15 protein-coding genes are annotated in these 23,145 nt (G+C 64.9%); 9 read left to right on the top strand and 6 right to left on the bottom strand.

Annotation, left to right across the window (positions count from 1 at the left end):
• The first annotated feature begins 9 nt into the window (after positions 1–9).
• On the top strand, positions 10–4,470 hold the full coding sequence (locus BGI01S_RS19910) for a translocation/assembly module TamB domain-containing protein (protein WP_042327704.1): 4,461 nt from the start codon (positions 10–12) through the stop codon (positions 4,468–4,470).
• 141 nt (positions 4,471–4,611) lie between these two features.
• Here the strand turns inward: BGI01S_RS19910 and metG are convergent, their stop codons facing one another.
• Positions 4,612–6,753, bottom strand: coding sequence for a methionine--tRNA ligase (gene metG / locus BGI01S_RS19905; RefSeq protein ID WP_042327703.1), 2,142 nt, complete (start codon positions 6,751–6,753; stop codon positions 4,612–4,614).
• Positions 6,754–7,130: 377 nt separating this feature from the next.
• A complete protein-coding gene (locus tag BGI01S_RS19900; protein WP_042327702.1) occupies positions 7,131–7,784 on the bottom strand; it encodes an OmpA family protein in 654 nt (217 codons plus the stop codon).
• A 342-nt stretch (positions 7,785–8,126) separates the two neighbouring features.
• Here BGI01S_RS19900 and apbC point away from each other — a divergent pair, with 342 nt between their 5' ends.
• The 5 genes from apbC to BGI01S_RS19875 all read left to right on the top strand — a co-directional run bounded on the left by apbC (position 8,127) and on the right by BGI01S_RS19875 (position 13,829).
• Positions 8,127–9,215 carry an iron-sulfur cluster carrier protein ApbC gene (gene apbC, locus BGI01S_RS19895; protein ID WP_042327701.1) on the top strand — a complete coding sequence of 363 codons (1,089 nt, stop codon included), beginning with the start codon at positions 8,127–8,129 and terminating at the stop codon, positions 9,213–9,215.
• A gap of 120 nt (positions 9,216–9,335) precedes the next feature.
• Complete coding sequence (locus BGI01S_RS19890) at positions 9,336–9,869, top strand: superoxide dismutase family protein (RefSeq protein ID WP_042327700.1); 534 nt, start codon at positions 9,336–9,338, stop codon at positions 9,867–9,869.
• A gap of 290 nt (positions 9,870–10,159) precedes the next feature.
• Positions 10,160–10,729 carry a dCTP deaminase gene (dcd, locus tag BGI01S_RS19885; RefSeq protein ID WP_008924193.1) on the top strand — a complete coding sequence of 190 codons (570 nt, stop codon included), beginning with the start codon at positions 10,160–10,162 and terminating at the stop codon, positions 10,727–10,729.
• An 86-nt stretch (positions 10,730–10,815) separates the two neighbouring features.
• Positions 10,816–13,101 carry an arginine/lysine/ornithine decarboxylase gene (locus BGI01S_RS19880; RefSeq protein ID WP_042327699.1) on the top strand — a complete coding sequence of 762 codons (2,286 nt, stop codon included), beginning with the start codon at positions 10,816–10,818 and terminating at the stop codon, positions 13,099–13,101.
• Positions 13,102–13,103: 2 nt separating this feature from the next.
• Positions 13,104–13,829 (top strand): lysozyme inhibitor LprI family protein, encoded by a 726-nt coding sequence (locus BGI01S_RS19875; protein WP_042327757.1) that lies wholly within the window; start codon positions 13,104–13,106, stop codon positions 13,827–13,829.
• Between the two features lie 63 nt (positions 13,830–13,892).
• Here the strand turns inward: BGI01S_RS19875 and BGI01S_RS19870 are convergent, their stop codons facing one another.
• The 4 genes from BGI01S_RS19870 to zwf form a co-directional block, all read right to left on the bottom strand.
• Entirely contained in the window at positions 13,893–14,819 is a 927-nt protein-coding gene (locus BGI01S_RS19870; protein ID WP_042327698.1) for a bestrophin family protein, read from the bottom strand.
• A gap of 223 nt (positions 14,820–15,042) precedes the next feature.
• Positions 15,043–16,959: a bifunctional transcriptional regulator/glucokinase gene (locus BGI01S_RS19865; protein WP_042327697.1), complete on the bottom strand. Its 1,917-nt coding sequence runs from the start codon at positions 16,957–16,959 to the stop codon at positions 15,043–15,045.
• On the bottom strand, positions 16,937–17,653 hold the full coding sequence (pgl, locus tag BGI01S_RS19860) for a 6-phosphogluconolactonase (RefSeq protein ID WP_042327696.1): 717 nt from the start codon (positions 17,651–17,653) through the stop codon (positions 16,937–16,939). Before pgl ends, BGI01S_RS19865 begins: the two co-directional genes overlap by 23 nt.
• Positions 17,654–17,815: 162 nt before the next feature.
• Positions 17,816–19,279 (bottom strand): glucose-6-phosphate dehydrogenase, encoded by a 1,464-nt coding sequence (gene zwf, locus BGI01S_RS19855; protein ID WP_042327695.1) that lies wholly within the window; start codon positions 19,277–19,279, stop codon positions 17,816–17,818.
• Positions 19,280–19,831: 552 nt separating this feature from the next.
• Here zwf and BGI01S_RS19850 point away from each other — a divergent pair.
• The 3 genes from BGI01S_RS19850 to BGI01S_RS19840 all read left to right on the top strand — a co-directional run bounded on the left by BGI01S_RS19850 (position 19,832) and on the right by BGI01S_RS19840 (position 23,095).
• The gene (locus BGI01S_RS19850) at positions 19,832–21,079 is read left to right on the top strand and encodes an ABC transporter substrate-binding protein (protein WP_042327694.1); all 1,248 of its coding nucleotides are present in this window, start codon (positions 19,832–19,834) and stop codon (positions 21,077–21,079) included.
• A gap of 230 nt (positions 21,080–21,309) precedes the next feature.
• Positions 21,310–22,248 (top strand): carbohydrate ABC transporter permease, encoded by a 939-nt coding sequence (locus tag BGI01S_RS19845; protein WP_042327693.1) that lies wholly within the window; start codon positions 21,310–21,312, stop codon positions 22,246–22,248.
• Positions 22,238–23,095 (top strand): carbohydrate ABC transporter permease, encoded by an 858-nt coding sequence (locus tag BGI01S_RS19840; RefSeq protein ID WP_157004234.1) that lies wholly within the window; start codon positions 22,238–22,240, stop codon positions 23,093–23,095. Before BGI01S_RS19845 ends, BGI01S_RS19840 begins: the two co-directional genes overlap by 11 nt.
• The last annotated feature ends 50 nt before the right edge of the window (positions 23,096–23,145 follow it).

Below are 23,145 nucleotides of genomic sequence, written 5' to 3'. Positions count from 1 at the left end.
GATTCGCGCATGACCAACGACGCCGCCGACCCGTCTTCCGCGCAGCCGCCCGGCGCCACGCCGCCCGGACAGCAGCCGCCGGAACCGCCGCCGCGCAAGCACCGGCTGGGTCGCGTGCTGCTGAAAACGCTCGTCTCGACGGTACTCGTGCTGGTGTTGCTGCTCGCGCTGGCGATCGGCCTGTTGTACGGCGCGCTGACCACCGAGCGCGGTACCGCGTATGCGTGGCAGGCGGCGGTCCGGCTGTTGGGCGGCAAGCTCGGCGGCACGCTGGAGGGCGGCACGCTCGCGCACGGCGTGCAGCTGCGCGAGGTGCGTTGGCGCAGTCTCGACGGCAGCGGCACCGATATCCAGATCGATCGCGCGGCGGGCCGCTGGGCGCTCGCGCGCGAACCGTGGCGCTTCACGATCGACTATCTGCACGTCGGCACGATCGACGCGCGCATCGGCTCCTCGTCGTCGACCAGCAGCGAACCGTTGAAGCTGCCGCAGGACTTGCGTTTGCCGATGCAACTCGACATCCGCGACGTGCAGGTCGACAGGCTGCTGCTGCATCAAGGCGCGTCGACCACCGAGCTGTCGCACTTCGCTTTTCACGGCCGCAGCGACGGACGCCATCACGAGGCCGCGGTCGAGCGGCTCGATACGCCGTTCGGCGCGGTGACGGCGTCGGCGAAGCTCGACGGCGTGCGGCCGTTTCCGCTTGCCGGCGACGTCGGCTATTCGGGCAAGGTCAATAACGAGGCGGTGGCCGTGGGCGGCCATCTGAGCGGGACGCTCGAACAGCTCGTCGCCGAACTTGATGCGACCGGGATGAAGCTCGCCGGCCATGCGCGGGTCGAGGCCACGCCGTTCGCCGCCGTGCCTTTGCAACGCGCGACGCTGAGCTTCGACCACATCAATCCGCAAGCCTTCGCGCCCGGTGCGCCGCTGGCCGATCTCGCAGTGCGCGCGGAGTTGCAGCCGGTGGGGCAGGAAGGGGCAGGCGAAGTTGCGCCGGGCGAGAGCGGCGTCGTTGCGGCGAGTGCCGTGAGCGCGACGGTCGCGAGCCGTGCGAATGGCAAGACGGATGCCGCTAGCGGTGCGGCGGCGGGTGCAGCCAGCGGCGCAGCGGCACAGGCGGGCACACGTCATCCGGCCAGCGCTGTCGCTCCCAACGGCAGTGCCACTGCGAACAACGCCGCCGGCCACGGCAAGCACGACGGGGCGCCAGCCAGTGCAGCCAACTTCACGGTCGGCGGACATGTGTCGATCGTGAATGCCAAACCCGGCGCGATCGACCAGAACCTGCTGCCGCTGATCGACGCCAACGCCGACGTGCGGCTCGATGCCCAGGCGCAACGCATTTCGAACCTGAACGTGCGGATCGTCCGGAACGCGACAATCACCGGCGGCGGCGCGTTGACCGGGCGGCGCGGGCAGTTCGATCTGCGCGTCGCCGGACTCGACCTGAACGCGCTGCAAGCGACAGTGCGGCCGACGCAACTGGCCGGCACCATCGGCATCCGTCTGAACGACGACATCCAGAGCGTGACGCTCGATCTCGCCGACCCGCGCGCGGCGCTGCGCGCGCAAGGCAAGGTCACGTTCGATCCCGCCCGGATGAGCTTCAACGACGTGCGCATCACGTCGGGGCGCGGTCGCATCGACCTGTCCGGCGCACTCAAGCACGACGCGAACTCCACCTACAACCTCAAAGCGCAACTGACCGATTTTGATCCGCTGACGCTGGCGTCGCAGATGCCGTCGCGCACGCCTGCCACCGGGCCGGCGCCCGCGCACGCCGCGAGCGGCGCCCAACGCACGCGCACGCGCACCGCGCCGGCTGCGCAGGCCGTGGCGCAAGCCGGCAGCACTGCCGGCGCAAAGAGCGCGGCGCCCGGCGACCAGGCAGCCGCGATCGCGAAGAACACCGCCAAAGCCGCGGTGCAAACCGAGGTGATCGAACGCAGAACGCCCGCGCCACCCCGCAACGCGCCTCCCGCGCGCAAGATCGAAGCGCGCGTGAACGGCACGCTGACCGCGGCCGGCATGCTGGGCCCGGTGTTCACCACCAAGGCCGAATTCAAGCTGGGCCCGAGCGTCTACGACAACCTGCCGCTGACCGGCGGCGGCACGATCCAGCTGGCCGGCTCGCGGATTCTGCCGAGCCGCGCGAATCTTTCGGTGGCGGGCAATCAGGTCGACTTGCAAGGCAGCTTCGGTGCGAGCGGCGACCGGCTGCGGTTCCGTGTCGACGCGCCGCAGCTCGAGCGGCTGGGTTTCGGCCTCGCCGGCCTGATCGCCGCCGACGGCGACGTCACCGGTTCGTTCGCGCACCCGAACGTGGTACTGAACTACAAGGCCGACAGCGTCGTGTTCGGCAGCAATCGCGTGGGCCATGCGGAAGGGCACGCCGAACTGCGCGACGGCGCGAACGGCGCGCTCGCCTTCAGTACCGACGCGCGCAATCTGAGCGCGGGCGGCGTCGATCTCGCCACGCTCACCGCGCGCCTGTCCGGCACGCGCGCGCATCACACGCTCGAAGCCGCGGCCACCGGCAAGCTGCAGGACCGTCCACTCGATCTGACGCTCGCGGCCAACGGCAAGCTGACCGAAGCGCGCGACGGCACGCGTTGGGACGGCACCGTGACGCGTCTGCAGAACCGTGGCACGCCTGCGTTGAATCTCGAATCGCCGCTCGCGGTGAGCGCGGCGCCGAGCCGCCTCACGCTTGGCGCGACGCGGCTGACGCTCGAAGGCTCGGTGCTGAGCCTGAAATCGTTCGCGTTCGATCACGGCAAGATCCAGTCAGCGGGCAGCCTGACCGATATTTCGCTCACGCGTTTGCAGGAGCTGCGCCACGAAATCACCGGCGAGCCGCCGCCGGTCCGGACCGATCTGGTGTTCGACGGCGACTGGGACTTCTCGCTCGGCGCCACCGCGAGCGGCCACATCCAGCTGCGGCGGCGCAGCGGCGACGTGACGGTCGAAATCGGCCGTGGGCTCGCGTCGACGGGGATTACCGATATCAGCGCGCGCGCCGAATTCACCGGCGGCAACCGCCTGAACGCGACGCTGCATGCGCAGGCGAGCCGGCTCGGCGTGATCGACGCCGACGCGCACACCACGCTGGTGATGCGCAACGGCCTGCTGACCTTCAACCCGGAAGGCACGCTGTCCGGCAACGTGAACGCGAACGTGCCGTCGCTCAAAACGACTGGCGGCCTGCTTGGTCCGAGCTATCTGCTCGACGGGCATCTCGCGCTGAAGCTCGCGCTCGGCGGCACGGTGGCCAAACCGAACCTGACCGGCGCGCTGGTCGGCGATGGCCTGTCCGCGACGGTCGTCAGCCAGGGCGTGCAGTTGAAGGACGGCGTGGTGCGCATCGCGCTGTCGCAGAATCTGGTGGACTTTCAGCAGGTCGAGTTCCGCGGCGCGAGCGGCACGCTGCGCGCCACCGGCCGCGTGCGTCTGGACGGTGCGGAGCCGGATCTGACCGCGAGCATCGTCGCGGACAAGCTCGAACTGTTCGCGTCGCCGGATCGCAATCTGTCGCTGTCGGGCAGCGCGAGCATCGCCAACGGCGGCGCGCAACGCGGCATGGCGATCAACGGCAAGTTCGTCGTCGATCACGCGCTGTTCGATCTGCCGGAGCAGGCCGCGCCGCGACTCGGCGACGACGTCGTGATCGTGCGTCCGGATGGCACCACGTCGGGCGGGCGGCCACGGCCGGTGGCGGGCGGCACCGAGCCGATCGGCCCGTTCGCGCCGCGCGCCAATATCGACATCAGTCTGGGCGATAACTTCCGCTTCCGCGCACAGGGCGCCGATCTCGGCCTGACCGGCACGATCACCGCGATGAGCGCGCCGAACATGCCGCTGCGCGCGGTCGGCAACGTGCGCGTCACGCAGGGTTCGACCTACACCGCCTTTGGCCGCAAGCTGACCATCGAGAACGGCTTCTTCACGTTCAATGGTCCGGTGACGAATCCCGGCATCAACATTCTGGCAATGCGCCGCAATCAGCAGGTCGAGGCGGGCGTACAGGTGACGGGCACCGCGCAGTTGCCCGTGGCGCGGCTGGTCTCGGAGCCGAGCGTGCCGGATAACGAAAAGCTCTCGTGGCTGCTGTTCGGCCACGGCACCGATCAGGGCAACAACCTCGGCCAGCAAAGCACGATGACGACGGCGCTCGCGCTGCTCGGCAGCACGACCGGCAAGCGGATCGCGGAGACGGTCGGACTAGACGAGTTTTCGATCGGCCGAAGCGATGTCGGGCTGACCGATCCGCAGGTGGTGATGGTGTCGAAGGCGATCAACGAGTGGCTCGTGATCGGCTACGAGCAAGGGCTGCAATCGGCGAGCAATGCGATCAAAGCGACTATCAACCTGACGCGCTACTGGTCGGTGGTGGCGTACGGCGGCACGTTCTACGGGGCCGACGTGCTGTACACGCGGCGCTTCGACCGGTTCAAGTCGCTGTGGTGATGTCTTTGGTGATACCGCCGGATACGCTCGCTCGCATCGCCATCCGGTAAAGCGCAAAAAAAAACGGCACACATCTGGCATGCGTGCCGTTTTTTCATCCGGAGCGTCGCCGCGCGGAATGCCGCGAGCGACCCCGCGCGCTTACTTCACGCGCATGCCCGGCTTCGCGCCGCTATCCGGTTCGAGCACATACAGGCCCGGTTCGGCTTTCTCGTCCGTTGCCGATGCCGCCAGCACCATCCCTTCGGACAGGCCGAACTTCATCTTGCGCGGCGCGAGGTTCGCGACCATCACGGTCAGCTTGCCGACCAGCTGCTCCGGCTGATAGGCCGACTTGATGCCGGAGAACACGTTGCGCGTTTTCTCCTCGCCGACGTCGAGCGTGAGTTGCAGCAGCTTGTCCGAGCCTTCCACCGCCTTGCAGTCGACGATCTTCGCGATGCGGAGGTCGATCTTCGCGAAGTCGTCGATCGAGATCACGCCGGGCGTTTCGTCGCTACTCGCGGCGGCTTTCGCTTCGGCTTTGGCCTTCGACTTGCCCTTCGCGTCGGCCGATGCCGCGGCTTCTGGCGTCGCTTGCAGCGAGTCGCGATTGGCCGCGAGCAACGCTTCGATCTGCTTCGGATCGACGCGCGTCATCAGATGCTTGTACGCATTGATCGGGCGCGCGGAACTCAGCGGCACGTTGGCGTCGGCCCACACCAGCGGCTCGATGCCGAGGAAGGCTTCGACCGCTTCGGCGAGCTTCGGCAGCACCGGCTTCAGCGCGAGCGACAACAGGCGGAACGCCTCGATGCTGACGCTGCAGGTTTCATGCAGCGCGACCGCGTTCGCCGGGTCTTTCGCCTGATCCCACGGCTTGGCGGTGTCGACGTAGGCGTTGACCGCGTCGGCCAGTTCCATGGTCTGACGCAGCGCGCGGTTGTACTCGCGCGCTTCGTAGTTCGCGGCGATCTGCGGCACGGCGGCGCGCAGCGTGGCGAGCAGCGGGTGCTGCATCGCGCTGTCCTGCACGCGACCGTCGAAGCGCTTGATCAGGAAGCCGGCCGCGCGGCTCGCGATGTTCACGTACTTGCCGACCAGATCGCTGTTCACGCGCGCCTGGAAGTCGTCGAGGTTCAGGTCGAGGTCTTCCATCGTGCTGTTCAGCTTGGCCGCGAAGTAGTAGCGCAGCCATTCCGGATTCAGGCCCGTGTCGATCACGCTTTGCGCGGTGATGAAGGTGCCGCGCGACTTCGACATCTTCGCGCCGTCGACGGTCAGGAAGCCGTGCGCGAACACGTTGGTCGGCGTACGGTGGCCCGAGAACTCCAGCATGGCCGGCCAGAACAGGGTGTGGAAATACAGAATGTCTTTGCCGATGAAGTGGTACTGCTCGGCCTTCGAGCCTTTGCGCACCCACGCGTCGAAGTCGAGGCCGCGCTTTTCGGCGAGGTTCTTGAAGCTCGCGTAGTAGCCAACCGGCGCGTCCAGCCACACGTAGAAATACTTGCCCGGCGCGCCCGGGATTTCGAAGCCGAAGTAGGGCGCGTCGCGCGAGATGTCCCAGTCGGCGAGCTTGGCTTCGCCGGCGTCGCCGAGCCACTCGCGCATCTTGTTGGTGGCTTCCGGCTGCGCCAGACCGCCCACCCATGCGCGCAGGAAATTCTCGCAGCGCGGGTCGGACAGGCGGAAGAAGTAGTGCGTCGACGTCTTGCGGATCGGCGTGGCGCCCGAGACGACCGAGTACGGATTGACGAGTTCGGTGGGCTGGTAAGTCGAGCCGCAGACTTCGCAGCTGTCGCCGTACTGGTCTTTCGCGCCGCATTTCGGGCATTCGCCCTTGATGAAACGGTCCGGCAGGAACATTTCCTTGACCGGGTCGTACGCCTGTTCGATGTCGCGCGCGTCGATCAGGCCCGCTTCCTTGAGCGCCAGATAGACGTTTTCGCTGAGAACGCGGTTCTCTTCGGAATCGGTCGAGTAGTAGTTGTCGAACGAGATGCCGAAGCTGTCGAAGTCGCGTTTGTGTTCCTGCCAGACGCGCTCGATCAGCTGCTTCGGCGTGAGCCCTTCTTTCTCCGCGCGCAGCATGACCGGCGTGCCGTGCGTGTCGTCGGCGCCCACGTAGTAGACCTCGTGCCCGTGCATTCGCAGCGTCCGGACCCAGATGTCCGTCTGGATATATTCGACCAGGTGGCCGATATGGATTTGCCCGTTCGCATACGGAAGGGCCGACGTGACGAGAATCTGGCGACGGCCGGACGGCGCGCCTACGGAGAGTTCGGTGGCGGGTGCTGACATAAGGATGGTGGGAGCCTGCGGTGGGACGAAACGTTGATTCTAGCAGGGCGGGCTAGCGGCGCGGGATGGGCCGCTCGGCCGGGCGCAGCGGTACGGGGCGGCGTGGGGCGCGACCTGAAAGTGCGCCAAGGCGTGTAAACCGGGCGCCCAAAAAAAACCGGGGTGATTAAACCCCGGAGCAACAACGACAAGAGGAGAATGGTGACGCGGCGGCTTCGCCAGCCACGTACCGTAAAGACAGACCGCGGATTTTCTGCAGAGTTCGAAATTTTTTTCGTCGTCGTGCGAGATTTTCTTTGCCCGGCTTTTTACGCCGGGCCGGGCGCCGCTTGCGAAGCCCCGGCGCCCGGCCGCGTCATTCCCCTGAAGCCTTGTCCTTATTGCGGTGCGTGCTGTGCCGTGGCGCGCAGGTAGATTTCCACGCGACGGTTGGCGGCACGGCCGGCTTCGGTGTTGTTGTCGGCGATCGGCTGGCTCGAGCCCATGCCGGTTGCGGACAGGCGTTGCGGCGCGACGCCGCGCTGGCCGAGGTAGCCGGTCACGCTTTGCGCGCGATTGACCGACAGCGTCTGGTTGTATTGCGCCGAGCCGGTGCTGTCGGTATGACCGACGACCGAGGCAACGATCTCCGGATTCTGCTGCATGGTTTGCGCGAGCTGGTCGAGCACCGGTGCGAACGACGGCTTGATCGCGTAGCTGCTGGTGTCGAACGTGACCGAACTCGGGATGTTCAGCTTGAGCGAGCCGTCCGGCTGCTCGGTGATCTCGGTGCCGGTGCCCTTGGTCGCGCCCGTCATGCGGTTGCGAATGTTTTGCCAGTTGTAGCCGGTGACACCGCCCACCGCCGCGCCGACGCCCGCGCCGATCGCCGCGCCCTTGCCGCCGCCGAAGATCGCGCCCAGTGCCGCGCCGGTACCGGCGCCCACGCCCGTGCCGACGGCCGTGTTAGTGCCCTGTTGGGTGGCGCAGCCTGCCAACACGGAGCCGGCAACGGCGAAAACGGCCAGGCGAGTCATGATTTTTGCATTCATTTTCGATTCCTCTTGAGTGAAGCGAACAAACCACCGGGTAGCGTTCAATGTAATCAATCAACGTTACGGCAATACAGCAGAGCATTCCGAATATGGAAATCCTACCCTTCCTGCACGCCGGTCCGACAGTGGAGAAGGGTCTTCCGGCAGGGCACACCGTCAGACACTACAATAATGGCTGAAGTCACGCAGTGATGCGACCCTATGGCGTTCCCCGCTTGCCCGGAAGGGTGCCCGGGCCGTCCGGATTTCGCAATCCTGCCTAACAATTTCTTTCAAATTCCGGCGCGGGGCCGAAACTTCCGTCCCACCGCGCCGTGCGTAATCCCCCACGGAGTGTCAATGAGTATCGATCGGGCTTTGGTCGACGCTGCTATCGCAGCCGTCACTGACCCCAACACCGGCGCGCCTTACGCGGCCGCCAGGAACATCAAGAACGTGGCCGTGGAGGGTGACGCCGTCAGCCTTCAGGTGGTGCTCGGCTATCCGGCCATGCGTCAGTTCGAAGCGATTCGCGCCCAGTTCGCCGACGCGCTGCGCGCGGTGCCGGGCGTCGCCAATGTGCGCGTCGAGGTGTCCCAGCAAATCGCCGCGCATACCGTGCAACGCGGCGTGAAGCTCCTGCCGAACGTCAAGAACATCGTCGCGGTGGCGTCCGGCAAGGGCGGCGTCGGCAAGAGCACGACTGCGGTGAATCTCGCGCTGGCGCTGGCGAGCGAAGGCGCGTCGGTCGGCGTGCTCGACGCGGACATCTACGGCCCGTCGCTGCCGATGATGCTCGGCATCGTCGGTCGTCCCGAGTCGCCCGACGACAAGTCGATGAACCCGATGACCGGCCACGGCCTGCAAGCGAACTCGATCGGCTTCCTGATCGAGCAGGACAACCCGATGGTGTGGCGCGGCCCGATGGCCACGTCGGCGCTCGAACAACTGCTGCGCCAGACCAACTGGCACGACCTCGACTACCTGATCGTCGACATGCCGCCGGGCACCGGCGACATCCAGTTGACGCTGTCGCAGCGCGTGCCGGTGACGGGCGCGGTGATCGTCACGACGCCGCAGGACATCGCGTTGCTCGACGCGAAGAAGGGCCTCAAGATGTTCGAGAAGGTCGGCATTCCGATCCTCGGCATCGTCGAGAACATGGGCATGCATATCTGCTCGAACTGCGGGCACGAAGAGCACATCTTCGGCGCCGGCGGCGGCGAGCGGATGGGCAAGGAATACGGCGTCGACGTGCTCGGCAGCCTGCCCCTCGACATTGCGATCCGCGAGCAGGCCGACTCGGGCAAACCCACTGTCGTAGCGGACCCGAACGGGCGCATCGCGGAGATCTACCGGTCGATCGCGCGCAAGGTCGCGATCCATATCGCCGAGCGGGCTCGCGACATGACCTCGAAGTTTCCGAACATCGTCGTGCAGAACACCTGAGCAGCCGTTCGGACAAGGGGCCAGGGCGTCTATTTGCGCCTGGTCTCGCGGTATCATGTCGACTTCACAGGTTCGGCCTGGCGCCCGCAGGGGCGGGCGCCAGGCCGGCAAGAGGATCGCATGGGAAAACGAATCGACGGGCAGGCGGTGCATATGTTCATCGTCCTGACTGCCAGCTGTGTGCTGTTGAGCGGCTGCAGCGCGTTCCTGAGACCACAGGAAAAGCGCGCCGACGCGCAGTTGCTGCCCACCGTGGGCAATCAGGCGCGCGGCCTCGTGACGTTTATCGAGCGCTCGGACGGCGTGCAGGTCACCTACAATCTCGCGGGCTTGCCGCCCAATAGCGACCACGCGCTGCAAGTCCACGAACGCGGCGACTGCAATGCCGCCGACGGCTCCAGTGCGGGCCCGGTCTTCTCGCCGGCGGCCGAGCGTCTGAAAGCGGGCGCCCGCGTCGAGGGCGATCTCGCCAACATTCATGCGGATGCGAACGGCGTGGCCACCGGCTTCATCGTCGCGCCGGATGTTTCGCTCGACGGCATCCGCTCGGTGTTGCAGCGCGCGGTGCTGCTGCATCACGACGCGGCCGATCCGTACGCCTATCCGCCGCATGGCGCGGGTTCCGCCATTGCCTGCGGCGTGATCCGCCAGTGAGCGGCGCGCGGCTTTGCGATGCGTGTTCCGCACGGCCGGCGAGCCCCGCGGACATCGCTCACGGCACCATCCTCGTGATCGCGTAAAATGAGCGCCTTCCGTTGGGGGGCGCCCGGCGGGAAGCCGCTTCGAACGCCCGGCCCGAGGCCGCGTCACGGCCCGTTTCAGCGATGCGTCGCGCGGACTTCGAAGCCCCCGCAAAGCCAGCGCCCCATGATCCGAAAGTTGCCCGGCCCCGCCGGGTTGTTATCCGACACACCCCTGTCATTCACGTCGAGCAGCGTTCACCTATGACTATCAAATCCGACAAGTGGATCCGGCGCATGGCCGAGTCGCACAAGATGATCGAGCCGTTTGCGCCCGATCAGGTTCGCGTCTCGGAAGACGGCCGGAAGATTGTCAGCTACGGCACGTCGAGCTACGGCTACGACATCCGCTGCGCCGACGAATTCAAGATCTTCACGAACATCAACTCGACCATCGTCGATCCGAAAAACTTCGACGAGAAGTCGTTCGTCGATTTCAAGGGCGACGTCTGCATCATTCCGCCGAATTCGTTCGCGCTCGCGCGCACGGTCGAGTACTTCCGCATTCCGCGCAGCGTGCTGACCGTGTGCCTCGGAAAATCCACGTATGCGCGTTGCGGGATCATCGTCAACGTGACGCCGTTCGAGCCGGAATGGGAAGGGCACGTCACGCTCGAATTCTCGAATACGACACCGTTGCCTGCGAAGATCTACGCGAACGAAGGCGTCGCCCAAGTGCTGTTTTTCGAGAGCGACGAAATTTGCGAAACGTCGTACGCGGATCGCGGCGGCAAATATCAAGGTCAGCACGGCGTCACGTTGCCGAAGACGTGACGTCGGCAGCGCACTGACCCACCAGCTATTCGGGTGACCGCTGCAATTTTCAGAATGCAGCGGTCGTTCTTTTTGGAGAATCGCCCATGAAGTTTCGTTTTCCCGTCGTCATCATCGACGAAGATTTCCGCTCCGAGAACATCTCGGGTTCCGGCATCCGGGCTCTGGCCGAAGCTATCGAGAAAGAAGGCGCGGAAGTGCTCGGGTTGACGAGCTATGGCGACCTGACCTCGTTTGCTCAGCAGTCGAGCCGCGCGTCGTGCTTCATCCTGTCGATCGACGACGATGAACTGCTGCCGTACGTCGATAACGTGGTCGTCGAAGGCGAGACGCCGGAGCTGGCCGCCGCGATCGTCGCGTTGCGCGCGTTCGTGACGGAAGTGCGCCGCCGCAACGCGGACATTCCGATTTTCCTCTACGGCGAAACGCGCACGTCGCGCCACCTGCCGAACGACATCCTGCGCGAACTGCACGGCTTCATCCACATGTTCGAGGACACGCCGGAGTTCGTCGCGCGCCACATCATCCGCGAGACCAAGGTGTATCTGGATTCGCTCGCGCCGCCGTTCTTCAAGGAGCTGGTGCAGTACGCGGAAGAAGGTTCGTACTCGTGGCACTGCCCCGGCCACTCGGGCGGCGTCGCGTTCCTGAAGAGCCCGCTCGGCCAGATGTTCCACCAGTTCTTCGGCGAGAACATGCTGCGCGCCGACGTCTGCAACGCGGTCGACGAACTCGGCCAGCTGCTCGACCACACGGGCCCGGTCGCGGCCTCCGAACGCAACGCCGCGCGCATCTTCAGCGCCGACCACGTGTTCTTCGTGACCAACGGCACGTCGACGTCGAACAAGATCGTCTGGCACGGCACGGTCGCTCCTGGCGACATCGTGCTGGTGGACCGCAACTGCCACAAGTCGATCCTGCACGCGATCACGATGACCGGCGCGATTCCGGTGTTTCTCACGCCGACGCGCAACAACTTCGGCATCATCGGCCCGATTCCGCGTAGCGAGTTCGAGCCGGAAAACATCCGCAAGAAGATCGAGGCGAATCCGTTCGCGCGCGAAGCGCTCGCGAAGAACCCGGACCTCAAGCCGCGCATTCTGACGATCACGCAAAGCACGTACGACGGTGTGATCTACAACGTCGAGATGATCAAGGAGATGCTCGGCGACTGGCTCGACACGCTGCACTTCGACGAAGCCTGGCTGCCGCACGCGGAATTCCACGAGTTCTATCAGGACATGCACGCGATCGGCGCGGGCCGTCCGCGCATCGGCGCGCTGGTGTTCGCGACGCACTCCACGCACAAGCTGCTGGCCGGCATTTCGCAGGCGTCGCAGATCGTCGTGCAGGATTCGAAGAACAGCCGCTTCGACAAGCATCGCTTCAACGAAGCGTATCTGATGCACACGTCGACGAGCCCGCAGTACGCGATCATCGCATCGTGCGACGTGGCCGCGGCGATGATGGAAGCGCCGGGCGGCACGGCACTGGTCGAGGAGTCGATCGCCGAGGCGCTCGACTTCCGCCGCGCGATGAGCAAGGTCGACGCCGAGTACGGCGACGACTGGTTCTTCAAGGTGTGGGGCCCGGACGAGTTCGCCGAGGAAGGCATCGGGTCGCGCGAAGACTGGATGCTGCGCCCGAACGATTCGTGGCACGGCTTCGGCCCGCTCGCCGAAGGCTTCAACATGCTCGACCCGATCAAGGCGACCATCGTCACGCCGGGTCTGGACATGGATGGCGGCTTCGGCGAGTCCGGCATTCCGGCCGCGATCGTCACGAAGTATCTGGCCGAGCACGGCATCATTGTCGAGAAGACCGGGTTGTATTCGTTCTTCATCATGTTCACGATCGGCATCACCAAGGGCCGCTGGAACTCGATGGTCACCGAACTCCAGCAGTTCAAGGACGACTACGACAACAACCAGCCACTGTGGCGCGTGCTGCCCGAGTTCGTCTCGCATCATCCGATGTACGAGCGCGTCGGCCTGCGCGATCTGTGCGAGCAGATCCATAGCGTCTACCGCGCGAACGATATCGCGCGTCTGACGACCGAGATGTACCTGTCGAGCATGGAACCGGCGATGAAGCCGTCCGACGCGTTCGCCAAGCTCGCGCACCGCGAGATCGACCGGGTACCGATCGACGAACTCGAAGGCCGCGTCACGTCGATCCTGTTGACGCCGTATCCGCCGGGCATTCCGTTGCTGATTCCGGGCGAGCGCTTCAACAAGACCATCGTCAACTATCTGCGTTTCGCGCGCGAGTTCAACGAGCGCTTCCCGGGTTTCCACACGGACATCCACGGGCTGGTCGGCGAAATGATCAACGGGCGCATCGAATATTTCGTCGATTGCGTTCGCATCTGACGATGCGTCGGCTGAAGTCCTGGCCGGGCGTCGCTAGCTGGCGGCGCGTCGCCGGCGCGCTGGCGGTGGCGTCGGCGGCGCTCGTCGGCGTGCTGTCGCCGCCCGCGCATGCGGAAGTCGCGGCTGCCGATCCGATCGACGCGTCGATGCGCTCGTGTCTCGCGCGCAGCGACATGTCGACGACGGTCGGGCAGGTGCAGTGCATGGACAACGCGCGGATTGCCTGGAAGGCCGCGTTGGACAGCGCGTGGCAGCAGCTTCAACCGAAGCTGCCGGCCGCGCGGCGCAAGCTGTGGGAAAAGAGCCAGACGAGCTGGCTGGCCTCGCGCGAGGCCGAGAAGCAGTTGCTGGCGGCGGTGTTTGCGACGACGCGCGGCTCGATGTACGTGCTGGCCGAAGCCGACATGCAGTTGCAGCCGGTGCGCGACCGCGCGCTGGCGCTGCGCGCCGCGATGGCTCAGGCCGGCAGTCCGCCGCCGCGCCGCCCGCGGGCCTGCCGCGCGGACGCGCAATGCGAACATGCGATGTTCGATCTGAACCGCTACTACCGTCGCTTGCAATCGAAGATGCCGGCGCACTCGCGTCCGACGCTGGTGCGTGCGCAAAGAGCGTGGAATGCGTATCTGACCGCCACCACACCCGTGGTCGACGAGCGTGGGCGCATCGACATCATCGGTGCGCGGGTGGCGACGCTCAAGCGCTTGTCGGAAACGGTCGGTAACGACTGAGCGCGGGCTGAGCGCGCGCGTCGAGTGGGACACGTGAGACACCTGAGGCGCGCGACGCCCCGCTCAATCGAACAGGTAGTTCTCCGCTTGCTGGCTGGGTAGCGTCACCGCCGGTTCGCCGCGCAGATCGCGTAGCGCGTCCTCGATCATCGCGGACATCGTGTTGAGCGCGAGGTCGTTGTCGTCGGTGCCGAAGGGTTCTTCGAGTTGCGAGGCGATCGCCTCGTGCGCCATGAACGTGTACGCGACGAACACCGAGAACACCGGCGTGAAGATGCCGATGCTGTCCACCAGTCCGAACGGCAGCGACGCGCAGAAGAAATACACCGTGCGGTGAATCATCACCGAGTACGCGAACGGCAGCGGCGTCGAGACGATGCGCTCGCATCCGCCGATCACATCCGACAGCCCATTCAGATTCCGGTCGAAGGCGAGCACCGCCATCGGATCGAACGCACCTGTCTGCGTGTGACGCCGCACCCATTCGCCGAGGAAGAGCAGCAAGGTGGCCGACCGGTAGCGCGACGCCATCACGCGCTCGAACAGCGCGGTGGGCAAACGCGCTTCGAGGTCGTCACGCGGATCGCTCCTGCGCAGCTGATGACGCAGCGCGTGAGGCAGTGCGCCGAGCGCGGCGAGAAATGCTTCGACTTCTTCTTTCGGCAATGGCCGCGCAGGCAACGTGAGGGCTTGGCGCGTGAGCGAGCGCGACTCGTTCAGCAGTTGACCCCACAGCTTGCGCGCTTCCCACCAACGGTCATAGCTGGCGTTATTGCGAAAGCCGAGGAACACCGCGAGCGCGATGCCGATCAGCGAGAAGGGCGCGGTGGTGTTGAGGTTCAGCGAGATCGGCAGCAGGTGGTCGTGCGCGGCCAGCGCGACGATCGAGATGCAGAAGATCAGCGAGAGCCGCGGCAGCAACTGCGGCAGAACGGAGCCCCGCCACGCGAGCAGCATGCGGAACCAATGGAGATGCGGGCGGATGATCATTGGAGTGGGACACAGGCGTCGAGCGATGGAGCGGCTATTATCGCCTGTTGCCCGGGCGGCGGCGCCCTGGAAGTGCGCGCGCGCAGCGCTGATTCATGGCTGCGTATCACGCGGTGCGCGGCGCATGATGCGTGGTTCGATACGCCACCAGCTTGCAAAGCCGGATAAGGCCCACGCCGCGCGCATCGCATTCGATACGCGCGGCGCAGGCCCGTTCACCCGCTTATTCGCGCGGCGACGAAGCCGCGCCGTGACTCAGCCAGTCGAGCACGGCGGTGGCGTCGTCATCGGCGCCTTCGCGCGCTTTGGCGACCGTCTCCGCGACATCCGCGGCAGGCACCGCGCGGCGAATCGCCACGCCGACCGCGAGTATGTCGATCATCACCAGATGCAGGATCCGCGAAATCATCGACAATTGCGACTCCCGAATCTCGATGTGATCGGTTTCCAGCGCGACCGTGGCACGCTTGGCGAGCGGCGTATTGCTCGACGTGATCGCAATCACCTTCGCGCCGGCCTGCATCGCGACATCCAGCACGCGCAGCAGCTCGGGCGCGCGGCCCGACTTCGAGACGGCCACGATCACATCGCCCTTGCCGAGCAGCGCAGCGGAGGCCGCCTGCATGTACAGATCACCGTACGCAATGGTCGGAATGCCGAAGCGGAAGAACTTGTAGTGCGCGTCCTGCGCGACGATATTCGAATTGCCGAGCCCGTAGAACTCGATGCGGCGCGCGCCGTTCAGCAGATCGATCGCGCGCTCGACCTGATCGAAGTTCAGATGCTCGCGCAACTGCAAAATCGCCGACACGGTGTTGTCCAGCACCTTCGCGCCGAAGTCCGTGGCCGTGTCGCCGAGATGCACCTGGCTGTGGCTCACCGGAATCGTGCCGGTCAAACCGGTCGCGAGCTTCAGCTTGAAATCCGACAGACCCTGGCAGCCGAGCGAACGGCAGAAGCGGATCACCGTCGGCTGGCTCACGTCGGCCTTGCGCGCGATGTCGACGATCGGATCGTTGATGATCGAGCGCGGATGGTTCAGCGCGAGGTCGGCGACGCGGCGCTCGGCCGGCGTCAACGCATCGCGCATCTGGCGAATCCGTTCGAACACCGCCGACGAACTGCCGCCCGCGCGATTCGACAACTGCTCGGCGAGAATTGCGGAGACGCCGAGGAAGGCGGGATACTCAGCGGTAATCACATATGTCGGCACGCTTTGCAGATAGGCCTCGAAGCGGCCCTTCGCCTCGAAGCGCTTGCGAAACGACGAGCGCGCGAAGAACTCGCCGAGACGCGGCACGACGCCGCCGCCGATGTAGATACCCCCGAGCGCGCCCAACGTCACCGCGATGTTGCCCGCGAAGGTGCCGAGAATGCCGCAGAACACGTCGACGGACTCGGCCGCGAGCGGCTCGCCTTCCAGCGCGCGCTTGACGATCTCGATCGTGTCGACGTTGGCAGCCACGCGCTTCTTGTCGCGGCCCGCGAGCGCGCGGTAAATCACTTCGATGCCGGGGCCCGCGGCCACGCGTTCGAACGACACGTGCGACCACTTCTTGCGCGCGTATTGCAGCACGATGTCTTCACGTTCGTCGGCCGGCGCGAAAGTGGCGTGGCCGCCTTCGCTGCCGAGCGCGATCCAGCGGTCGTCGGCGGGGATCAGGCCGGACACGCCCATGCCGGTGCCGGGACCGAGCAGGCCGATCACGCTGTTCGGCCGGCGCGCGCCGCCGCCCACCTGCACGCGCTGTGCGTCGGTGAGGCCCGGCAGCGCCATCGCCAGCGCGGTGAAGTCGTTCACTACCAGCAGGGTGTCGAAGCCGAGCGCGCGGCGCGTCGCTTCGATCGAGAAGCTCCAGTCGTGATTCGTCATGCTCACCTGATCGCCGTCGACCGGGTTCGCAATCGCGATCGCCGCATGATTCACGCGGCCGATCCTGGTGTCCTTCAGATACTTCTTGATGACGTCGGCGACGCCCGGATAGTCCGCGCACGGATAGACCTGCACCGAGCCGATTTCGCCCGGACCGGTCTCCAGCGCGAAGCGCGCATTGGTGCCGCCGATGTCGGCCAACAGTCTCGGTCCATCGGCGTGCTGGCCCGCGCCGGGTACAGCCTTAGTTTGCACACCAGTAGACATCGAGTCTCACTCCCTTGTCGTTTGCCAACTGCGAGATGGCATTTTTTTGTAGCGAAGCGGCGGCTGCATTGAGCACGTCCATCTTGCGCGGTCCTGCGATCAGCAAAAACAGATGCTTCACTTCTTTGAGCGCGGAGAGCGACCAGCTCACGCGCGCATGCGGCGCGCTGCCCGGATGCACGGCGACGAAGCGCTCGGCGGTGGTGATCGCGTGATCCCATTCTGGCGCGTCCGCGAAGATCGACGCGGTGTGGCCGTCCTCGCCCATGCCGAGAATCGCGACGTCGGGCACGCTGCTAAAGCGCGGGTCGGCGTTCAGCGCGGCGACGTGCGCATGCAGATCCTGCGTGGTGTCGACGAGCGGCCAGAAGGTCGCGTTCTGTGCGGCGTTCTGCAAGAGCGTCGCGTGCACCAACTGCGAATTGCTGGCGCTGTCCGTTTCCGGTACCCAGCGGTCGTCGACCAGCGTCACGGCAATGCGCGCCCAGTCGAAGGCTTGCGTAGATAACGTTTGCAGGAACGGACGCGGACTGCTGCCGCCGGACACTGCAAGCATGGCGGGGCGCGTGCCAGTGGCGGCCGCGCTGGTGGCGGCTGCCTGTGCGGCGAGCGACGCATGTAACGCGTCGCCGACCGCCTTCGCCAACGCGTCGGATTGGGCGCGTTGATCGTCGAAAGCGTGAAGCTCGATCACTTCTCCTCCGTGCTGCTTTTTTGTTAGATCTGCGGAATCTGCCGTACTGCTGTCGCGCGACGCCTGCAAGGTGGATGACTTGCAGGCGCCTTCGCGATACCGGCGCCATTCCGTTCAGTTCGTCGGTGGGTCTTACTCGGGCGGCGCGCGCGCCGCCGTGCATCAATTCTCTTCTTCGAGCCAGCAGGTGCCGTGCTGTGCGAGCATCGCGCTCGCCGCGGCCGGTCCCCACGTGCCCGCCGCGTACGGCTTGGGCGGCCTGGTCGAGGTCTTCCATTCGTTCAGGATCGGTTCGACCCAGCGCCACGCGGCTTCCTGCTCGTCGCGCCGCACGAACAGCGCGAGGCGGCCGCGGATCACGTCGAGCAACAGCCGCTGATAGGCCTCCATCTGCCCTTCGCGGAAGAACTTGTCGAACGCGAGGTCGAGATGCACGCTCGCCAGGTTCATGCCCTCGCCGGGCTGCTTCGCGAGACAGTAGAGGCGGATGGTTTCGTTCGGCTGCAGGCGGATCACCAGACGGTTCGCGCCGGCGCGCAGCGCGGAGGCGCCCAGCGCCGAATGCGGTACAGGACGGAAATTCACCACGATCTCGGCGACGCGATCGGCGAGCCGCTTGCCGGTGCGCAGGAAAAACGGCACGCCCGACCAGCGCCAGTTCTCGATCTCGACTTTCAACGCGACGAAAGTTTCGGTCGTGCTATCCGGCTTCACGCCGGCTTCGGTCGCATAGCCCGGCACCGCGGTGCCGCGAATGCCGCCAGCATGATACTGGCCGCGCACCGCGACCTTGCCGATTTCGTTCGGATCGATCGGCTTCAATGCGCGCAGCACTCGCAGCTTTTCGTCGCGCACCGAGTCGGAGTCCATCGAGTGGGGCGGCTCCATTGCGACGATCGACAGCAACTGCAGCAAATGGTTTTGCACCATGTCGCGCAATGCGCCGGTGTTGTCGTAGAAGTCGCCGCGCGCTTCGACCCCGAGTTCTTCGGCGATCGTGATCTGAATGCTCTCGACCCACTCGCGACGCCACAGCGGTTCAAACAGCGCATTGCCGAAGCGCAGCGCGAGCAGGTTCTGCACCGGCTCTTTACCGAGGTAGTGGTCGATCCGGTAGATCTGTTCTTCCGCGAAGATTTCGCCGACCGCGTCGTTGATCGCATTCGACGATTTCAGGTCGTAGCCGAGCGGCTTCTCCAGCACGATGCGCGCGTTTTCGTTGAGCCCCACCGACGCGAGCGCGTGGCAGATCGGCACGAACAGCGACGGGCCCGTGGCCAGGTAGAACACGCGAATACCGGGCAGGTCCTGGATCGCATCGCGCAAGTGCACGAAGTCTTCGGGGTTGCCGAGATCGATTTTCACGAACTCGATGCGCGCGAGGAAGCTGGTCCACGCCGCTTCGTCCACACCGTTCTTCGACACATGCGGTTTGACGTGTTCGTTCACCCACTGCAGGTACTCGCCGCGATCCGCCGCATGCCGTGCCACCGCGACGATCTTGCCGCTGTCGTGGAGCATGCCGCCTGCACGGTGTGCTTCAAACAGTGCCGGCAGAATCTTGCGCATCGACAGATCGCCGGTTCCGCCGAAGAGAACGAAGGTGAAGCTTGAATCGGTTTGCATGAGTCTCCGTCGATGTCCTGGGGCCGCCGCGCTGACCGCGCACTGTTCGGAAAAGGCGACCGTAGTCCGATAAAATATTTTTTGACACTGAATTGTAGTTTAACTACAATCCAAATCAAGAGGTAGCGCTAATTCGATGAAAAAAGCGTGCGCTGTTCGGCAGGTTGCGCGGTTTTTCGAATCGGCGGGCGTCCCTGCATGTTAACGGACATTGCCTGTCGGCACGTGCCAGCATGCCCCGGCGCCCCTTACGGAAATCCGGGCGGCGGAGCGGCTGGCAAGGCGGTTGCCCGGGTTGACTTGCAAGGCACCTCGAGTCTGCCGCGCGCGACGCGGGCAGGCAAAAATCAAAAGAGGAGACAAACAGTTGCATCCCAAACCACTCATCTCTTGAGCTTCTAGCGGCCGGACAACGGTCCGCCGGCACATGCCTCGCGCATGCGCCCGACCGTGCTCGATCGCCCAGTGTTTTGCCTGTTTGAACCAACCACAGCACCCTGGCGACATCAGGGGCCATTTGTTTTTTGTTCAGGTGTCTGGAGGAGATAAGCAATGAAATTTCGCGCGATCATGGGCGCTTTGTGCGCTGCGGGTCTGATGTGTGGCGTCTCGGCGGTGCAGGCTGCCGAGTCGGTCGAAGTGTTGCACTGGTGGACCTCGGGCGGTGAATCGAAAGCCGTCGGCGTCCTCAAGGACGACATGACGAAGCAGGGTTACACGTGGAAGGACTTCGCGGTTGCGGGTGGCGCCGGCGCGGCAGCCATGACGGCTCTGAAGACGCAGGTGATCTCGGGCAATGCGCCGAGCGCCGCGCAGATCAAGGGTCCGCTGATCCAGGACTGGGCTTCGCAGGGCGTGCTGGTGCCGATCGACTCGATCGCGGGCGACTGGAAGAAGAACCTCCCGCCGGAAATCGACAAGATCATGCACGCGGACGGTCACTACGTGGCGGCGCCGTTCTCGGTGCACCGCGTGAACTGGCTGTACATCAACAAGGCGGCACTCGACAAGGCGGGCGGCAAGGCGCCGACCACGTGGCCCGAGTTCTTCGCCGTGGCCGACAAGATGAAGGCCGCCGGCATCCAGCCGATCGCGATGGGCGGTCAGCCGTGGCAAGACCTGACGCTGTGGGAAGACGTTGTGCTGTCGCAAGGCGCGGACTTCTACAAGAAGGCGCTGGTCGACCTCGACGAAAAGACGCTGACTTCGGACAAGATGGTCGGCGTGTTCGACACGGTCCGCAAGATCCAGGGTTACTTCGACACGGGCCGCACGGGCCGTGACTGGAACCTCGCCACCGCGATGGTCATCAACGGCAAGGCTGGCATGCAGTTCATGGGCGACTGGGCGAAGGGCGAATTCGCCAACGCCGGCAAGAAGTCGGGCTCGGACTACGTGTGCGCCGCTGTGCCGGGCACGGAAAAGGCCTACACGTTCAACGTCGACTCGTTCGTGTTCTTCCAGCAGAAGGGCCAGAAGGCGGCCACGCCGGGTCAACTGGCGCTCGCCAAGACGATCATGACGCCGCAGTTCCAGGAGCAGTTCAGCCTGAACAAGGGGTCGATCCCGGTTCGTCTGGGCGTGCCGATGGACAAGTTCGACGACTGCGCGAAGAAGTCGTACGCGGATGAACAGATCGCGATCAAGGCGGGTGGCTATGTGCCGTCGCTGGCACACGGCATGGCGCAACCGGATGCAGCAGCCGGCGCGATCTCCGACGTGGTCACGAAGTTCATGAACTCGCAGCAGGATTCGAAGAGCGCCGTCACCGCGCTCGCGAAGGCAGCGAAGACCAAGTAAGTGAAGTAAGCGAAGCGGCGCGCCCGGTGGCTTCACGACGAAGCGCCGGGCGTGTTCTTCAGGTCGCCGACGGCGATTCGCGAATGCGTGCAACGTGTGTGATGCGCGCAGCGCGTGCGCGGCTTGCAGGCGGCTTCACCCTGGTTTCATAGAGTCACACCTATGCTGTCGCGGACTCGCGTCATTCATGCGTGAACACCCGGCAGTACAGTTTCAGCAGGAGTCGAGTAGTGACTGCTTCTATCAGCGGAAACGGGAAAACGGCCAGCGCCGCCCGCCGCGCGTCGCCCATGGCGGCCCTTGCCGATCGCTGGGTTCCGAAGCTGGTGCTCGCACCCAGCGTCGTGATCAGCCTGATCTTCGTGTACGGCTTCATCGCAATTACCGGCTTTCTGTCGCTGTCCACTTCGCGGCTGATGCCCCGGTATGAATTCGCCGGTCTCGACCGCTATCGCGAACTGTTCGATAACGACGTGTTCTGGACTTCGGCGGCCAACCTCGGCTGGTTCGGCATTCCGTTCATCGCCATCTGTATCGGCCTAGGTCTGTTTCTCGCGATCCTGCTCGATCAGCAGATCCGCAACGAAGGCGCACTGCGCGCCGTGTTCCTTTACCCGATGGCGCTCTCGTTCATCGTCACGGGTACGGCGTGGCAGTGGATCATGACGCCGAGCGTCGGCCTCGAAAAGGTGTTCCACGACTGGGGCTGGACGAGCTTTTCGTTCGGCTGGCTGGGCGATCCGGACAAGGCGATCTTCTGCGTCGTGATCGCGGCGGTCTGGCAATCCACCGGCTTCGTGATGGCACTGTTCCTCGCGGGCCTGCGCGGTGTCGACGGTGAGATCTTCAAGGCCGCGCAGATGGACGGCGCGAACCTGCCCACCATCTACCGCAAGATCGTGATTCCGAGCATGCGGCCGGTGTTCTTCTCCGTGCTGCTGATTCTTTGCCACATCACCATCAAGACCTTCGACCTGGTCGTCGCGTTGACCGCGGGCGGTCCGGGCACGTCGTCTTCGTTGCCGGCTATCTTCATGTACACGTTTTCGTTCAATCGCGGGCAGCTCGGCGTCGGCGCGGCATCGTCGATGATGATGCTCGCCACCGTTGTGGCCGTGCTCGTGCCGCTGATGTATCTGGAATCGAGGAGCACCCGCAATGCAGCCTAAAATGACGATCAGCCGTGCCGTCATTTACGCGGCCCTGATTCTGTTCGCCCTGTATTTCCTGTTCCCGCTGTACGTGATGCTGTCCACGTCGTTCAAGGACATCGACCAGCTGCGCACCGGCAACCTGCTCACGCCGCCGACTCGCTGGAGTATCGATCCGTGGATCAAGGCATGGAGCGGCGCCTGTACGGGCGTGCGTTGCGACGGCATGCAGCCGTTCTTCATGAACTCGGTGCGCATGGTGATTCCCGCCGTGCTGATCTCGTCGATCATCGGCGCGTTCAACGGCTATGTGCTCACGCACTGGCGTTTCCGTGGCGCGGATCCGATCTTCACGATGCTGCTGGTCGGCTGCTTCATTCCGTTCCAGGCGATCCTGCTGCCAATGGCGCGCTTCGAAGGCATGATGGGCCTGTCGAACACGACGACCGGTCTGGTGCTGGTGCACGTGATCTACGGTATCGCGTTCACCACGATGTTCTTCCGCAACTTCTACGTGAGCATTCCGGCTGAACTCGTGAAAGCGGCGCGCATCGACGGCGCGGGTTTTTTCACGATCTTCACGAAGATCCTGCTGCCGGTGTCGCTGCCGATTTTCATGGTGTGCCTGATCTGGCAATTCACGCAGATCTGGAATGACTTCCTGTTCGGGATTGTGTTCTCCGGCGTCGATTCGATGCCGATCACGGTGGCGCTGAACAACCTCGTGAACACCTCGACCGGCGTGAAGGAATACAACGTGGACATGGCCGGCGCGATCATCGCCGCGTTGCCGACGCTGCTGGTGTACATCATCGCCGGACGCTATTTCGTGCGGGGCCTGACGGCCGGCGCAGTGAAGGGCTAAACCCGGGCTGCGAGCCAAACCATCCGAGCGCGGCGGCGCTTCAATAAACT

The organism is Paraburkholderia ginsengisoli NBRC 100965 (genome assembly GCF_000739735.1).
Classification (GTDB): Bacteria; Pseudomonadota; Gammaproteobacteria; order Burkholderiales; family Burkholderiaceae; genus Paraburkholderia; species Paraburkholderia ginsengisoli.
The sequence above is the reverse complement of the archived record's forward strand: the minus strand, read 5'-3'. Positions and strand labels throughout refer to the sequence as shown.

Coding starts and splice junctions, on each gene's coding strand:
- BGI01S_RS19910 (WP_042327704.1), top strand. CDS start 10: ATGACCAACGACGCCGCCGACCCGTCTTCCGCGCAGCCGCCCGGCGCC.
- metG (WP_042327703.1), bottom strand. CDS start 6,753: ATGTCAGCACCCGCCACCGAACTCTCCGTAGGCGCGCCGTCCGGCCGT.
- BGI01S_RS19900 (WP_042327702.1), bottom strand. CDS start 7,784: ATGAATGCAAAAATCATGACTCGCCTGGCCGTTTTCGCCGTTGCCGGC.
- apbC (WP_042327701.1), top strand. CDS start 8,127: ATGAGTATCGATCGGGCTTTGGTCGACGCTGCTATCGCAGCCGTCACT.
- BGI01S_RS19890 (WP_042327700.1), top strand. CDS start 9,336: ATGGGAAAACGAATCGACGGGCAGGCGGTGCATATGTTCATCGTCCTG.
- dcd (WP_008924193.1), top strand. CDS start 10,160: ATGACTATCAAATCCGACAAGTGGATCCGGCGCATGGCCGAGTCGCAC.
- BGI01S_RS19880 (WP_042327699.1), top strand. CDS start 10,816: ATGAAGTTTCGTTTTCCCGTCGTCATCATCGACGAAGATTTCCGCTCC.
- BGI01S_RS19875 (WP_042327757.1), top strand. CDS start 13,104: ATGCGTCGGCTGAAGTCCTGGCCGGGCGTCGCTAGCTGGCGGCGCGTC.
- BGI01S_RS19870 (WP_042327698.1), bottom strand. CDS start 14,819: ATGATCATCCGCCCGCATCTCCATTGGTTCCGCATGCTGCTCGCGTGG.
- BGI01S_RS19865 (WP_042327697.1), bottom strand. CDS start 16,959: ATGTCTACTGGTGTGCAAACTAAGGCTGTACCCGGCGCGGGCCAGCAC.
- zwf (WP_042327695.1), bottom strand. CDS start 19,279: ATGCAAACCGATTCAAGCTTCACCTTCGTTCTCTTCGGCGGAACCGGC.
- BGI01S_RS19850 (WP_042327694.1), top strand. CDS start 19,832: ATGAAATTTCGCGCGATCATGGGCGCTTTGTGCGCTGCGGGTCTGATG.
- BGI01S_RS19840 (WP_157004234.1), top strand. CDS start 22,238: ATGCAGCCTAAAATGACGATCAGCCGTGCCGTCATTTACGCGGCCCTG.